Below are 14,886 nucleotides of genomic sequence, written 5' to 3'. Positions count from 1 at the left end.
TCGTTCCCGAAGGACGCCGTCTCCGACGTGAACCGGTCACCCGTCAGCTGCATACCGTCACCCGAGTCACCCGCAAAACGGATGATCACCCGATCCAGACGGCGGACCTCTTTGTCTAGCGGCCCTGCCCCGCTGGCGGCAGTTGTTTGCACGGTCATGCGTGTGTCTGCTCCTGTCATTGCTGGTCCGCGAGCGCAGGCAGACACGTCGGCGGACACGCGTAGCGGTGCAGGGTCGTACACCGCTCTGAGGCTATGCACCGCTGGTCGAGCGGTGCTCGTGCCTCCACGGAGTGCGGGCGGTTCAGCCCAGCTCGCGCCCCCGCGTCTCCGGCGCCCGCAGCGCCGCCGTGACGGTCAGGGCCGAAAGGAGCAGGAAGTAGCCGCACACCAGCCACGGCGTCTTGGCGGCGAGGAGGTACAGGGAGGTGGCAACGAGGGGCAGCAGGCCACCGCCGAGCACCGCGCCCGTCTGGTAGCCGAGGGAGGCACCGCTCATGCGTATGTCGGTGCGGAAGAGTTCGCTGAACCAGGCTGCCTGCGGACCGAACATGGCGTCGTGGAAGACGTTCACGCCGAGCACGACGGACAGCACGATGACGGCGGCCGAGCCGTTCTGGACGAGGAGGAAGAACGGCACGACGTACAGCGCGCTGCCTATCGCGCCGAACAGGAAGACGGGCCGCCGGCCGAAGCGGTCCGAGGCCGCGCCCCACAGCGGGGACGTGAGCATGCTGAGGGCCGCGCTGATCGTCACCGCGGTCACGCCGAGACTCTTGGGGTGGCCTGTCTGCTCGGTCAGGTAGAACAGCACGAACACCGTGTAGAAGTACGAGGCTCCGGTCTGCGAGATGCGCATGCCGATGGCCTGGAACAGCGGGGCGCGGTGATGGCGCACGATGTCGCGCAGCGGCTTCTCGGCGGGCTGCACGGTGGTGAAGACCTTCGGTTCCTGGAGCGTGGCCCGCAGGACGAGGCCCACGACGATCAGCACGACGCTGGACAGGAACAGCACGCGCCAGCCCCAGGCGAGGAACGCCTTGTCGTCCGTGAGCCACTGGGTGAGGGCGAAGGCGCTGGAGGAGAGCAGCAGACCGAGTGACGACCCGGACATGGCGAAGCTGCCCCACAGGCCGCGCCGCTTGGACGTCGCGCTCTCCACCGTGAGCACCGCGGCGCCGCCCTGCTCGGCGCCGACCGCGAAGCCCTGCACCAGGCGCAGCACGACGAGCAGGATCGGCGCGATCAGTCCCGCCTGCCGGTAGGTGGGAAGCAGCCCCACGAGTGCGCTCGCCAGGCCCATCACCAACAGCGATGCGACGAGGACGGGTTTGCGTCCGAGGCGGTCGCCCATGTGTCCGGCGACCGCGGCACCCAGTGGCCTGGCGAGGAAGCCGACCGTGTAGGTGCCGAAGGCGGCGAGGACGCCGGTCACCGGGTCGAGGCTGGAGAAGAAGAGCTCGTTGAAGACGAGGGCGGTGGCCGTGCCGTAGAGGTAGAAGTCGTACCACTCGACGGTGGAGCCGATCATCCCGGCGATGGCGACGCGTCTGCTGGAGGAGGGGGCAGGTTCGGCGGGCGCCTGAACTGGCGCGGTTGGCTGGGCTGGTGGGGCGGGTGGCGCCTCGGTGACTGGTGGGTTGGGCAGGGTGGAGGTCATCGTCCGTCCTCGGAGAAGGGTCGTCGCGCGAGCGGTGGGCCGGTCGTGAGCAGTGGTGCCTTCGGATCTCAGGAGCAGGGCGCGGTGCCGGCGGGTGTGGGGACGCGGGGCTCCGCCGTGCCTGCGGTGTGCTGGGCGGGGTGGTCGAAGTGGTCCTGCTGTACGGCGATGTAGACGGCCGCGGCGGTGGCCGCCACCGTCCCGTCGGGCCCGTCCGAGTGCAGTTCGGCGGTGGCGTAGGCCTTCCTGCCGTGTACGGCGGTGCAGGTGGCGCGCACGTGCAGCGGGCGGCCGAGCGGGACCGGGGCGCGGAACTGGATCTCCAGGCGGCCCGTGACGTTCGGGCGGTTCAGTACGTGCCACACCGCGAGGCTGGTGGCCTCGTCGAGTACGGCGGCCACGATGCCGCCGTGTGCGATGCCGGGCGCGCCCTGGTGCACGTCGGCGAGGTTGACCAGGGCGGTGATGCCCTGCTCGTCGGTGCCGGTGACCCGCAGGCCGAGTCCGGACGGGACCGCGGGCCCGCAGGCGAAGCAGGACGGGTGGCCCGGGGTGTGCGGCAGCCTGACGCGAGCCTGCCCCGCCGTCACGGGCGAGGCGGGGACGCGGGCGCCGGGCGGCGGAGTGGTGCGCTCGGAGGCAGCCGCCGCGGCGGTCACCGGAGCTCCCCCTGGCGCTCGGCGAGGACCTCGGGCTCCGTACGGGCGTCCGGCTCGGCGGGAATCACCGGCCCGACAAGAGCCTCCGGGGCAGGGGCTTCCGGGACAAGGGCCTCCGCGGACGCCTTGCGCGACCTCTCCAGCGCCGCGACCAGCGGCCCTGCGAGCACCGCGCACAGCGCGAACGCCCCGGCGAGCAGCAGCCAGCCCGTGCCCCGCAAGGTGATCAGCGCCGTGACCAGGAGCGGGCCGAGGATGCCCTGCACGGTGACGCCCAGGTTGAACACCGAGAGGTACTCGGCGCGCCGCCCCTCGGGGGCGTGGTCGACCGGCAGGGCCCAGCCCGCGATGGCCTGCCACAGTTCGCCCGCCGTCAGGGCGAGGACAGCGAGGGTAAGGAGGATGACCGCACCGACAGGGCCCGGCTTCGAGCTGAGGGCGAACAGCACACAGGTGGCCGCCAGGGCGACACCCGCGTAGTACAGGACGCGGCGGCTGCGGCCGGGCGTGTCGGCGCCCCGGCTGAACCGCACCTGAAGACCGATCACCAGCGCGCTGTTCAGGACGAAGAGCAGCGGAACCGTCACGACCGGCGCCTTCGTGTTCTCCACGATCCACAGCGGCAGGCCCACGTTGAGCACCGTGCTGTGCAGTACGAGGACGCCGTTGATCCCGGTCACCGCGAGGAAGCGGCGGTCGCCGAGACCTCCGGGCAGCTCCGGGCGCAGGCGGCGGCGAGCGCCGGAGGGGCGCACGGCCGCCCGTACGGTCGCCCGCAGCTTGACCCCGCGCAGGAGTATCGCCGCCACGACGTAGGACACGGCGTTGGCGATGAGCAGCGCCTGGAACGCCCAGCGGGTGTCGGTCGCCATCAGCGGTACGGCGAGCAGCGAGCCCGCCGCGTAACCGATGTTGCGCACGGTGCGGATGCGAGCCATGGCGTTGACCTGGCCGCTGCCCCGCATCAGGTCGGCGACGACGGCCTGGATCATCGGGGGCGCGGAGCACTCGGCCATGACCATCAGCGAGCAGACGACGGCGAAGGCGAGCGGACCGTCGACGAACGCAAGGGCGGTGAAGGTGATCGCGAGCCAGAGTTGCAGGCCGGTCAGGACGCGTTTGGCGCCCAGCCGGTCGGCGAGCAGGCCGATGGGGACGGTCGCGAGGAACCCGGCGCACCCGGCGATGGTCATGCCGAGGCCGAGCTGGGCCGGGGAGAGGCCGACGATGCGGACGAAGTAGACAGCGCTGCCGGCGAGGTAGAGGCCGGTGCCGAGGGAGTCGAGGAGGGAGACGAGGACGAAGACGCGCAGCGGACCGGCCAGGGACGGGTCGGGCTTCGCACCCTTGGACCCCTTGGACCCCTTGGACCCCGTGGCCCCCTTGGCGTTCTCGGCCCCTTCGGCGTCCTTCGCGGAAGCGGATTCGGCGCTCACGACAGGTAGAACCCTTCCTTCTCCGCGGCACGCAGCGCCTCGTAATCGCGCACCACGTCCTCGTGGCGCTCGCCCACGAGGTAGACGAACCCCGGTGACGAGGCCAGGTCCACCGTGGCCGGCACCGGCTTACCCGGACCGATGCGACTGACCAGGCCCTGGAAGGTGGGCAGTTGGGTCAGGGTCTCGCGCCAGGTGTCGGTGGTGGCCGTGCCCGCGCGGTCGCTGATGAGGGACACCCAGCGGACGGGCTTGGCCCAGCGCACGGCGGTGTCGTCGAACGCGGCGAACGCGGCGTGGTCGACCAGGGTGTCGGTGAGCAGGCTGACGTGGGAGACGCCCGACTGCTCCTCGGCGACGTGCGGCAGGATGCCGCCGATGAGCCGGGCGCCGGTCTCCAGGAGCACCGGGCCGCGCTCGGTGATGCGCAGTTCGCTGTGTCCGGCGGCGTTGCGGATGCCGAGGGCGGTCAGGACGTCCTTGACGTACGCCGAGATCCGGACGGCGATGGGGTCGTCGGCCTGGAGGGGCTCCTCGTAGTCGTACACGAACGCCCCGTTGCCCTGCGGCAGTCGGGTGGAGCGCCACACTTCGGCGATCTTGTGTTCGCCGTCGAGCGAGGCGGAGTCGGCGTGGTACTCCGGGCCGTCCAGGTACTCCTGGACGAGCGCCGTGTGGTTGGGCGTGCCGAAGAAGTCGGTGTCGGCCAGTACCTTGCGGCAGGCGGCGGTGACCTGCTCGGCGGTGTGGCAGACCCAGACGTTGTCGCTGCCCGCGCTGGCGCGCGGCTTGACCACCACCGGGCGGCCCCCGCGGCCGTGGAACCAGGCCAGGCCCTCCTCGGCCGTGGCGACCTCGGTGTCCTCGACGGCGGTGATGCCGGCGGCCCTGAGCGCCTTGGCCATGGCGGCCTTGTCGCGCCGCGCCTCGGCCGTCTCGGGTGCGTTGCCGGGCAGGTCCAGCAGGTGGTTGAGCTCGTCGGCAAGGAGGACTCCGGACTCGGTGCCTGCCACGACGCGGTCGACGCCCGCCTCCGCGAGGGCGGCCGCCGCGTGGGAGGCACGGGCGAACCAGCCGAAGTCCTCGCGGTAGGTGGTGGCGTCGAAGGCTCGGGCGTACACCGCGGGCGGGTGTTCCTGGCTGCGCAGGTGGAGGCAGTCGGCGCCGCGCCCGGTCAGTTCCCCGACCAGGAAACGGGCGGTCGAATAGCCGTCTACGATGGCGATCTTCATGGGGGGGTCCTTCGTCGGGGCGGGCTTCGGAGCTTCGGGACTTCGAGGTCAGCCGAGGCGGACCGTGACGGTCTTGGGCCGCTGGTACTCGTGCAGGGCGAGGACGCTCAGGTCGGTGCCCTGGCCGGAGGCGCCGCGCCCGCCGTGCGGGAGTTCCGCGGTCTGCACCAGGTGGCAGTTGACCCACGCCTCTCCGGCGTCGAGCCGCCCGGCCAGGTCGAGGGCGTGGCCCAGGTCCTTCGTCCAGACGCTGGCGGCGAGCGCCTGGGGCACCGAGTGCGCGATGTCCAGGGCGTGTTCGAGGTCGCGGGCGCTCTGCACGGTGAGCAGCGGCCCGAAGACCTCCTCGGTGAGGGCGGGGCTGTCGTCAGGCAGGTCGGCCAGGAGGCGGGCGCCGCGCCAGTAGCCGTTCTCCTCGCCGGGCCCGGTGGCCAGCGGCGCGGTCACGTCGCGGTCGGCGCCGGCGGCGGCCACGATGCGGTCGTAGCGCGCGGCCTGGTCCGCGTTGTTGAGCGGCCCGAAGTCCCGTCCGGCGAGCCGCTCGGACATGGCCTCACCGAGCGCCTGCACCGTGCCGCGGTAGTTCTCCTCCAGGGTGATCACCCGGGCGGGCACCGCGCAGCTCTGCCCCGCGTTGTACGTGCAGGCCGCGGCGAGGTCGGCGTAGGTGTGTCCGGGTGCGTCGGGCAGCACGATGACCGGGCTGTTGCCGCCCAGTTCGAGGCTGACGCGGCGGATGCCGGCCCGCGTCTGGACGTCGGCGCCCGCGGCGTTGCTGCCGGTGAAGGCGATCATGTCGACGTCGCTGTCCACGAGGAGGCGCCCGGTCTGCCGGTCCCCCGTGACGACGGCGAGCACGTCGGGCCCGAGCGCGTCGGCGGCGTGGGAGGCGAGCAGGTCGAGCGAGTCGGGCGTCGACTCGGCAGGCTTGACGAGGACGGCGTTGCCCGCGGCGAGCGCGGGTGCGCAGCGCCAGGCGGCCATCATCAGCGGGTAGTTCCACGGCACGACAGCGGCGACGACGCCGATCGGCTCCCAGCGCACCCAGCTCTCGTGGCCCGCCTTGAGCCCGCCGGCCGCGGGCGCGGTGGCGGTGCGTGCCGCCCAGGCGTAGAAGCGGAAGAGGTCGGCGGCCTCACCGATCTCCTGCATGACTTCGGCGCGGGGCTTTCCGGTGCCTGCCTGCTCGCGGGCCGTGTACTGGTCGGCGTGCTCCTCGATGAGGTCGGCGAGCCGGTCCAGGCGGTAGGCGCGTTCGCGTGGCGTGTACGCGGCCCAGCGGCCGGTGGCCTTGCGGACGGCGTCCACGGCCTGGGCGATGTCGTGTTCGCGTCCGTTGGGGCTCTCGCCGCGTACCTGTCCGGTGCGCGGGTCGATGAGCCGGATCGGCGCGGCGGTCATCGGGATTCCCGTGCCGCGCAGTCCTTGCACGGGCAGTGGTGGCAGCTCTCGTCGTGCAGCCGCTTGGGGGCGATGGCGCTGATGTCGCAGATGAGGCAGGTCAGGTCGCCGTCGGGGGCGACGACCTCCTCGTAGGGCACGGGCGCCATGCGGTCCTCGGCGTCGATGTGCTTGTGCGGGGAGCCGACGGCGACGATCACGTGGTCGGTGATGGCGCCGACGGCGTGCGGCACCTCGCCCTCGACCAGGTAGATCTGACCGGCGTGGGTGGGGTAGACGCGGCCGTCGTACGTGATGGTGCCCTCGCCGCCCACGACGATGAGGATGTGGTGGCCGGGGTGGGTGTGCGGCAGGAAGCCGTGCCCGGCCGGGAGCCGGATCACGTCGGCGCCGACCGCTCCGTTGGAGACCAGAGCCTGGCCGGTGGCGGCGGAGCCGTGGACGTGCACGGGGCGCAGGCCGTGGTCGATGTGCAGGTCTGTGGCGTCCTCGGTGACCCGGCTCATGGCCCAGTCGACGATGTTCAGCGTGGACTGACCGGGGGCAGCGATGCGGGTCGGCTCCGCGGCGGTGGTCGTCGTGGCCTGCGCGTCGGTGGCGGTGGTCTCGGTGGTGACGGTCTCGGTGGCGGTGGCCATGCCTGCTCCTTGAGGTGGGGAGGGGTGCGGTGTGCGGAGGAGACGCCCGGTGCGGGACGCGGGGCGCCGGCGGGGAAGGCTCAGCGGGCGGGGCGGGACGCCCACACGACGCCGCCCAGGTCGTACGGTCCGGCACGCAGGGCGGAGAAGCCGGGCTGGTGGAGCCCGGCGGCCTCCATCAGCGCGAGCCACTCCCAGCGGGTGCGGAAGCCGCCGCGGTCCCACCAGCCGTCGAAGAGGCTGAAGAGGAAGTCCAGTGCCCAGGGGGCGCCCTGGCCGGTGGTGGGGCTCGATCCCTCGGCGAGCACGAGCCGTCCGCCGGGGACGAGCAGGTCGTGCAGGCGGCTCAGGGTGGCGGGTTTGTCGGCGACGCAGTGCACGACGTTGGTGGCCACGATGGTGTCGAACGTGCCCAGCTCCGCCGGGGGTTCGCGGTCGAGGTCGAGGACGGCCCCGGTGCCGGGCCAGCGGCCCCGCGCGACGAGTTCGGGCAGCCGGTCGGACCAGACGAACTCGCCGTCGACGCGGTGAGCGATCCGCTCGGTGGTGTTGCCCACGCCCGAGCCGACCTCGAGGATGCGACCGGTGAGCAGCCCCGCGGCCTCCAGGGTGCGGGCCGCGAGGTCGGGGTAGCTGCCCATCGGCCACTCGGTCATGAGGCGCTTCCACAGGCCGCGGTGACGCTGCATCAGCTCCTCGCCGGTGGCCGTGCCCGCGGCGAACTCGGGCCAGCCGGACACCAGGGCGTCCAGGGAGTCGTGCGCCGCGCTGCGGGGTGTGCCCGCCACCGGCGCCGCGGTGGGGAAGGCCGTGACGAGGGCGAGGGCCTGCTGGTGGACGTGGCCGGCCTGGGCGGTGGCGGGGCGGTGCGGGCTTTCGACGAGGGCGCGGGCCGCGGTGACGGCGTATCCGATGAGGTCCTCGTAGCGCGGGCCGCTGTCGCGCAGGGCGGCCAGGCGGCGGCCCATCAGCGAGCGGCGGGGCTTGCCGGTCTCGGTGGTCTCGAATCCGCCGCCGGCCACCGCGAGGGGGCGCGGGAAGCCGCCCTCGAAGACCGAGCGCAGCCGTGCGGCGTCGGCGCCTTCGGCGACCAGGCCGAAGTCCTGGCCGAGGGCGGGTTCGGCGACGGCGACGGCGGCGAAGCGGATGTCGAGGCCGCGTGCGCGCCAGCGTTGTTCGATCTCGCCGGGGTGGTACTTCTCGCCGCCCCGGTTGACCCGGTCGTCGCGGCGGCCGCGCAGGACCAGGAAGCCGTCGCGCAGTTCGCCCATGTCGCCGGTGCGCAGCCAGCCGTCGTCGGTGAGGGCGCGCGCGGTGGCTCTGGGGTCGCCCCAGTAGCCCTGCATCCGGTCGGGGGTGCGCAGCCACACCTCGCCGTCCTCCAGGCGCAGTTCGGTGCCGGGCAGCGGAAGCCCGACGGGCGGCTGCTGGTCGACGTACTGCTCGCGGAAGGCGGCGCTGTCCAGGCTCGGCATGACGAAGCTGAAGTTGACCGCTTCGGTCAGGCCGTAGCCCTGGCGCAGGCGCGGCCCGTACCGGTCGTGGAAGCGGCGGGCCAGGTCGCTGGTGAGCGGGGCGGCGGCGGTGATCAGGTAGTCGAGTCCGTCGGGCCAGGGCGGTCCTGCCTCGACGAGGTCGTGCAGCAGGGCGGGGGCGATGGAGGCGGTCCGGGCGCCCGCGGCGTCGAGTTCCTTGAAGTAGCGGAACGCGTCGAAGGGGTGGGAGAGCACCAGCGGCGTCCCGGTCGCGTGGGCGCCGGTCAGCGACATGACGATGGCGTTGCAGTGGAACAGCGGCAGGCAGGTGCCGTGCGGCCGTTCGGGGCCGAAGCGGTGCAGGTCCGCGGTCTTGCGGGCGTTGCCGAGCAGGGCCTCCCTGCCGATCTTGACGCCCTTGGGGCGGCCGGTGGAGCCCGAGGTGACCATGATGTACGCCAGTCCTTCGGCCTCCGGGTGGACGGGGTCGCCCGGCAGGGGGCGGGCCTGTGCGGTGGGCCCGTCGAGGACGGCGGAGGCGGCGACCCTGGTGGCGAGTTCGGTGAGTTCCGCGTCGGTGGCGCGCGGCGAGAGCGGCACGCACACCAGGTGCTGTTCGAAACAGGCGGTCAGCACGTCGGCGAGGCGCTGACCGCTGGGACATCGGACCACTACCCGGGCGCCCGCGGGGAGTCCGGCCAGCAGGTGGGGCCAGTCAGTCATGGAGAGGTACCTTCCGCGGGGCAGTTCAGGACCTGTTCAGGAGGCGTTGGCGAACGGCAGGGGCGCGGCGCCGACCGGCGTGGCGGGGCGGCAGCGCAGCCAGCCGGGCAGCTGCTCGGCGAGGAACTCCTGGTAGTCCTGGTTGATGCCGGGTCCGCTCGCGGCCTGGAAGCGCGGCTGCTCGGACAGTTCGCGGTCGCCGACCACGCAGTACAGCGGCTGCCATTCGCGCCGCAGCCGCCCGATGCGGGCCCCGATCGGCCGCTTGAACTCCAGGTCGACCGCGGTGCGTACGCCGTCGATCCACAGCGGCCCCGCGAGCTCGTAGGCGCGGCCCACGTGCTTCTCGGCGAGCGGCAGGAACACCACCTGGTTCCAGGCCAGTTCCGCGGGGATGACCTGCGGGCCGAGCCCGGCCAGGCCGCGGCCGATGACCAGCGGGAGGAGCCGGGAGCCGCCCATGGCGACGCAGGCGTGGATGAGGCTGGGGTGCTCCCCGGTGTCCGTGCGGATGTTGAAGCGGGGCGCGTTGACCTCGTCGAGCTGGAGGTTCTGGAGCATCACGAGGTCGTAGCCCGACGAGACGAGGATGCCGGTCTTCTGCGCGTAGTACTTGGGGTGCGCGGCGAGGCGGCGTACGACGGTGATGCCGCCCGCGGCCTTGGCGCACTGCCGGTGGAAGTCGTCGGTGTCGTGGCTGGTGCCGGCGACGGAGTCCAGGACGTGGACGTAGTCGTGCTGGAACCAGTAGGCGGTGGCGTCCGCGGCCTGCTGGAGCGCGTGCAGATAGCGCTCGGCGACGTCGTCGGGGTGGCACCAGATGTGCACGTCGGGCACGTTGAACTGGCGGCGGCGCTGGATGTTGGTCTCGCCGGACTTGAAGCGGCGGAACACCGGCTGCGGGCTGTACATCGCGTACGGCAGCCTGGCGCGCTGCAGGACGGAGTCCTTGAGCCAGGAGAAGAGGCTCGGGTCGGCCGCGTAGGCGAGCTTGAGCTTGCCGTCGCCCTCGGCGAGCTCGAACATCCGGGACTGCTCCGCGTACTGGCTGGTCAGCTCGCGCATCGGCTCGGAGGAGTCGTCGAACACCAGCGGGAAGTGCACGGTGTTGATCTCCAGGCCCGCGAGGTGCTGTGCGTTGAAGGCGTCGACGCCCGCCTCGAGGACCGCGCCGCGCGGCAGGGTCGTCAGGAAGCCGCGCGGTGTGCCGCGGCGGCTGACGAGCTGCAGGTTCTCGGCGGTGCGCATGACGTCGTCGCGTGCGCAGCGGTGCTCGGGGTCCCCGTCGGCGAGCATGCGCAGCGCCGAGTTGTCGGGGTCGATGGCTCCGAGGGCGGCGGGGTAGTCGCTCTCCGATCCCCGCCAGAGGACGTTTCCTGAGCCGTCGAGTATCTGGACGTCCACTACCTGGCCCATGAATCTCCCTCCGGGGTCCATCGCTGCGAGAGTTCGCCGTGACGGGACGAGAAACTAGGAGGGCCGCGCGAAGTGCGTCAACGAATTGCAGCCGTGTGTGCAGCCGAACTCGAGCGGGATTCCAGCGGGCTGGGGAAGACGGCTTCGGGAGCGGTGCGCACCGCCTTGAGCTGCGATGATTGTGATCTTCCCGGTGCGCCGGATTGTTTTTCGGCAGGGCAGTTCACCTTTGGCCAGTGGTATATGAATGAGCTCGGCCGGTCGGATCCAGAAGCGCTGGACTTCCCCTTGAGGGTCCGCTTCTTGCGATTGCCCCTGCCGCCGCGGCACTCATAACGTGGGTGCCCGTCACTGTGCGGAGCAGGAAGGTACGCAGCCATGACCGTCGCGCTCGATCCCACCTCCCAAGGCGCCCGCTTGCCGGCAACCGCCCCCTCGGGAGCCACCAGTACGGGTACAGGTGTGCGTAATCTGCCGATCCGGCTCGCCGGCATCGTCGGCGACACCGATTCCTTCTTCGGCGAGGTGTGGGGCATCAGGCCCGCGTCCTTCCACTGCCGCGCGCTTCCCGACACGGCCACGCCGGCCGACCTCTGGAAGCGCGACCCGGCCGCCGAGGAGCGGTTCGCGGGCGGCGAGAGCGTCCGCTTCGAGAACCCCGGCGAGTGGCTTGCGGGCATCGCGGACCTCGTCACCGCGCTGTGCGAGGACCTCGGGGCGGCCGACGCGCAGGCGGCCCTGGTGCTGTGCCGCGCGGGCACCGTCGCTCCGGAGCCGGCCGCCGCGGGCGACCACACGTTCGTGCTCCAGCTGGAAGGCAGCAGCAGTTGGGACCTCGCCTACGGGCGGGTGCCGGTGACGATCACTCTGCACCGTACGAGCGCCGTCTATCTGCCGCCGGGCCAGGCCTGCCCCGCGGTCGTCGGCGAGGAGGACTCGCTGCAGCTGGTCCTCACCGTCCAGGAGACCGACAAGCGCAAGGTCGCCGAGCGCGCCATCGCCGCGTTCCTCCAGGCGGCCGCGGAGAAGCCGGTGCCGGGCATCCACCCGGCGGTCACCGACGAGAAGGTGGCGTGGCTGCGCACCGAACTCGCCGGGCTCATGGCGGGCCAGGACATCAGCGCGATCGTCCGGCGGGCACTCGGCGGCGAGCCGACGGCCTGAACGGACCGTTCGCCCGCAGGGGAGCCGCCGGCCCGAACAGGCCGCGGCCCCTCAGCAGTTCATCGGCACGGCATCACGCGGCAATGCGCGCGGCGGCCTGCCGCAGGGCCGCGTTGACCGCTTCGGGCCGCTCCTGGTGCGGCATGTGGCCCGCGCCCTCGATGAGCCGGAACGCGCCCTGCGGGGCGAGAGAGGCCAGGACCCGGGAGACCTCGGAGGGGATCGAGGCGTCCAGGGCGCCGTGCAGGAAGAGCACCGGGACGGCGAGTTCGCGGATCCGCTCGCGCGGGTCGTACGAGGCGCCGTCGGCGAAGAGTTCGTCGACGTGCTCGCTGGATTCCAGTATCTGCCGCAGTGTCGAGGCGATCAGCTCCGGGGGTGCCGCCGGGCTGTACCAGGTGGGCACCCAGTCGGCGAACTGCGCGGCCCGGTCGGTCGCGGCGGCGACCTCCACCAGCTTCTCGCCCAGCGAGACGGCCGGCCAGTAGCCGGGTCCGTCGATCGAGACGATCCCGCCGATCCGGTCGGGTGCGGCGAGCGCCGCCTCGATGGCGAACACCGCGCCCACCGAACTGCCCACCACCACGGGCCTGTCGAGGCCGAGGGCGTCGATCACGGCGAGGACGTCCGCGGTGTTGCCCGCGATGTCGTTGCCCTCCGCCGGCCGGTCCGAGCGGCCGCAGCCGCGCGAGTCGACGGCGAACATCCGATGGTCCCTTGCCAGGTCCGCCAACTGCGCGTCCCAGACCCGGCCGCTGGTGCCGGTACCGTGCAGCAAAACCAGTGCGGGGCCCTCACCCTGGTCTTCCACGTACAGACGGATCCCGTTGGCATCGACGTACGGCATGGTGCGCTCCCTCAATTCCCCGGGATTCCCGTTCTCGTCCCGCTCGGTACGGAACTCACCCGTTTCCTCGTCGGAAACAGGGCGGCGGCGGGTGGGGATCGCTTGCAGCTTCGCCGTGACGGCTCTTGCATCCTGGGTCCCGCGGAGCCCCGTCAACGCGGCGATCACCGCGGCCTCCACACACCTTGCCACCGAACTGCACGCCCGCTTCACCTTCGGCCGCGGCCGGCCCAGCGCAGCTGTGCCCCATGGGCCGGACCGCCGACCGGGCCGCGGTGCCAGGTGGCCCGGGGCGGCGGTGCGGCAGGCTCCGCGGCCCGGCCGCGGGCGAGGTCGATCAGGGCGACGGTGACGGCGGCCAGCTCCTCCGGCGTCGGGTTGCCGGCCGTGACCACGAGCAGCGGTCCTGCCCCGTCCGCGCCCGCGCGGCATGCCCGCTCCCCCGTGCTCACTGGGGCTGGTTCCCGTGCTTGCGGGAGGGCTGGGCGGCGTATTTGGTGCTCAGCATGGCGAGTGCGTCGATCAGCCGTACGCGGGTCTCCGCGGGGTCGATGACGTCGTCGACGAGACCGCGTTCGGCGGCGTAGTACGGGTGCATGAGCTGGTCCCGGTACTCCTTGATGTGCTGGGCCCTGGCGAAGTCGGGGTCCTCGGAGGCCGCGATCTCTCGCCGGAAGATGACGTTGGCGGCGCCCTCGGCCCCCATCACCGCGATCTCGTTGCCGGGCCAGGCAAGGGATATGTCCGAGCCGATGGAGCGCGAGTCCATGACGATGTACGCGCCTCCGTAGGCCTTGCGCAGGATCAGCTGGATGCGCGGGACCGTGGCGTTGCAGTACGCGTACAGGAGCTTGGCGCCGTGCCGGATGATGCCGCCGTGCTCCTGGTCGACGCCGGGCAGGAAGCCCGGCACGTCGACCAGCGTCACGAGCGGGATGTTGAACGAGTCGCACATCTGCACGAAACGGGCCGCCTTTTCGCTGCCCTTGATGTCCAGGACACCGGCGAGCGACGCGGGCTGGTTGGCGACGATGCCGACCACATGGCCGTCGAGGCGGGCCAGTGCGCACACCACGTTGGGCGCCCAGGTTTCGTGCACCTCGAAGTATTCGCCGGCGTCGACGCACTCCTCGATGACCCCGCGCATGTCGTACGCGCGGTTCACGTCGGCCGGCACCAGGTCGAGCATGGCCGGGGTGAGCCGGTCGGGCCGGTCGGCGCAGGCCTCCGACGGCGGCATCTCGCGGTTGTTGGAGGGCAGGAAGGACAGCAGGTAGCGGACGTCGGCGAGGCAGCTCTCCTCGTCGTCGTAGGCGAAACCGGCGACCCCGGAGAGACTGGCGTGGGCGTCGGCCCCGCCGAGAGCGTCCTGGGTGATCTGCTCCCCGGTGACGGCCTGCACCACGTCGGGCCCGGTGATGAACATCTGCGAGGTGCCGCGCACCATGAACACGAAGTCGGTCAGCGCCGGGGAGTAGGCCGCCCCGCCCGCGCACGGGCCCAGCATCACGCTGATCTGCGGGATGACCCCGGAGTTGCGTACGTTGCGCTGGAAGATCCCGCCGTATCCGGCGAGCGCGGTCACACCTTCCTGGATGCGTGCGCCCGCGCCGTCGCACAGGCCCACGATCGGGGCTCCCGCCGTCGCGGCCATGTCCATGATCTTGTGGATCTTCTCGGCGTGCGCCTCTCCGAGGGAGCCCCCGAAGATCCTGAAGTCGTGGGCGTAGGCGAAGACGGTACGTCCGAACACCCGGCCCCAGCCGGTGATCACGCCGTCGGTGTAGGGGCGCTTGTCCTCCAGGCCGAAGCCGCTCGCCCGGTGTCTGCGCAACCCTTCGACCTCGGTGAACACGCCGTCGTCGAAGAGAAGCCGCAGCCGCTCCCGCGCGGTGAGCTTGCCCTTGGCGCGCTGCGCCTCGGTGGCCTTGTCGCTGGGCCCCCGGCGCATGGCGTCACGGATGGCCGCGAGCTCGGCCACCGTGCCGCGGTGCTGCCCGACCGGCATGTCGTCCAGAGTCGTCATGGCTTCCCCTCCCGGCCGTCGTGATGAACCGCCGACCAGCTTCCGCCATGTCACTCGAACCCGGTTAGAGCGCCGCCTGACACCGGCCCGGCACGTTCTCGACCGCCCCGCGAGCACTCTTCGAGTCCGCGGCGGGATGCTCGGTCCGTGGCTCCGAAACGGACGGGCACAGGCCCCCGCGGAGCATCGATCAGCCCGCCGGTGCCCCAA

General features: G+C 72.1%; 12 protein-coding genes. 1 reads left to right on the top strand and 11 read right to left on the bottom strand.

What is annotated here, in order from left to right:
- Positions 1 to 303: 303 nt before the first annotated feature.
- The 8 genes from AC5P1C_RS40560 to AC5P1C_RS40525 form a co-directional block, all read right to left on the bottom strand.
- Positions 304 to 1,530 (bottom strand): MFS transporter, encoded by a 1,227-nt coding sequence (locus AC5P1C_RS40560; RefSeq protein ID WP_493871015.1) that lies wholly within the window; start codon positions 1,528 to 1,530, stop codon positions 304 to 306.
- 197 nt (positions 1,531 to 1,727) lie between these two features.
- Positions 1,728 to 2,318: a PaaI family thioesterase gene (locus tag AC5P1C_RS40555; protein WP_493871014.1), complete on the bottom strand. Its 591-nt coding sequence runs from the start codon at positions 2,316 to 2,318 to the stop codon at positions 1,728 to 1,730.
- The gene (locus AC5P1C_RS40550) at positions 2,315 to 3,754 is read right to left on the bottom strand and encodes an MFS transporter (protein WP_493871013.1); all 1,440 of its coding nucleotides are present in this window, start codon (positions 3,752 to 3,754) and stop codon (positions 2,315 to 2,317) included. Before AC5P1C_RS40550 ends, AC5P1C_RS40555 begins: the two co-directional genes overlap by 4 nt.
- Positions 3,751 to 4,986, bottom strand: a complete 1,236-nt coding sequence (locus tag AC5P1C_RS40545; RefSeq protein WP_493871012.1) for an ATP-grasp domain-containing protein — start codon at positions 4,984 to 4,986, stop codon at positions 3,751 to 3,753. The genes AC5P1C_RS40550 and AC5P1C_RS40545 overlap by 4 nt, the downstream gene beginning before the upstream one ends.
- 48 nt (positions 4,987 to 5,034) lie before the next feature.
- A complete protein-coding gene (locus tag AC5P1C_RS40540; RefSeq protein ID WP_493871011.1) occupies positions 5,035 to 6,387 on the bottom strand; it encodes an aldehyde dehydrogenase family protein in 1,353 nt (450 codons plus the stop codon).
- Complete coding sequence (locus AC5P1C_RS40535; RefSeq protein ID WP_493871010.1) at positions 6,384 to 7,025, bottom strand: cupin domain-containing protein; 642 nt, start codon at positions 7,023 to 7,025, stop codon at positions 6,384 to 6,386. The genes AC5P1C_RS40540 and AC5P1C_RS40535 overlap by 4 nt, the downstream gene beginning before the upstream one ends.
- An 80-nt stretch (positions 7,026 to 7,105) precedes the next feature.
- Positions 7,106 to 9,223 carry an AMP-binding protein gene (locus AC5P1C_RS40530; protein WP_493871009.1) on the bottom strand — a complete coding sequence of 706 codons (2,118 nt, stop codon included), beginning with the start codon at positions 9,221 to 9,223 and terminating at the stop codon, positions 7,106 to 7,108.
- Between the two features lie 36 nt (positions 9,224 to 9,259).
- Positions 9,260 to 10,639, bottom strand: a complete 1,380-nt coding sequence (locus AC5P1C_RS40525; RefSeq protein WP_493871008.1) for an aminoacyl--tRNA ligase-related protein — start codon at positions 10,637 to 10,639, stop codon at positions 9,260 to 9,262.
- Positions 10,640 to 11,101: 462 nt separating this feature from the next.
- Between AC5P1C_RS40525 and AC5P1C_RS40520 the strand changes: the two genes are divergently transcribed.
- Complete coding sequence (locus tag AC5P1C_RS40520; RefSeq protein ID WP_493871007.1) at positions 11,102 to 11,803, top strand: hypothetical protein; 702 nt, start codon at positions 11,102 to 11,104, stop codon at positions 11,801 to 11,803.
- Positions 11,804 to 11,876: 73 nt separating this feature from the next.
- On the opposite strand, the gene AC5P1C_RS40515 is transcribed toward AC5P1C_RS40520, so the two are convergent.
- The 3 genes from AC5P1C_RS40515 to AC5P1C_RS40505 form a co-directional block, all read right to left on the bottom strand.
- Positions 11,877 to 12,650 (bottom strand): alpha/beta fold hydrolase, encoded by a 774-nt coding sequence (locus tag AC5P1C_RS40515; RefSeq protein ID WP_493871006.1) that lies wholly within the window; start codon positions 12,648 to 12,650, stop codon positions 11,877 to 11,879.
- Between the two features lie 209 nt (positions 12,651 to 12,859).
- The gene (locus tag AC5P1C_RS40510) at positions 12,860 to 13,102 is read right to left on the bottom strand and encodes an acyl-CoA carboxylase epsilon subunit (RefSeq protein WP_493871005.1); all 243 of its coding nucleotides are present in this window, start codon (positions 13,100 to 13,102) and stop codon (positions 12,860 to 12,862) included.
- A complete protein-coding gene (locus AC5P1C_RS40505; RefSeq protein WP_493871004.1) occupies positions 13,099 to 14,676 on the bottom strand; it encodes an acyl-CoA carboxylase subunit beta in 1,578 nt (525 codons plus the stop codon). Before AC5P1C_RS40505 ends, AC5P1C_RS40510 begins: the two co-directional genes overlap by 4 nt.
- Between the last annotated feature and the right edge of the window lie 210 nt (positions 14,677 to 14,886).

This window comes from Streptomyces sp. A18 (assembly GCF_059026065.1).
This window is presented reverse-complemented; position numbering and strand designations above follow the sequence as displayed.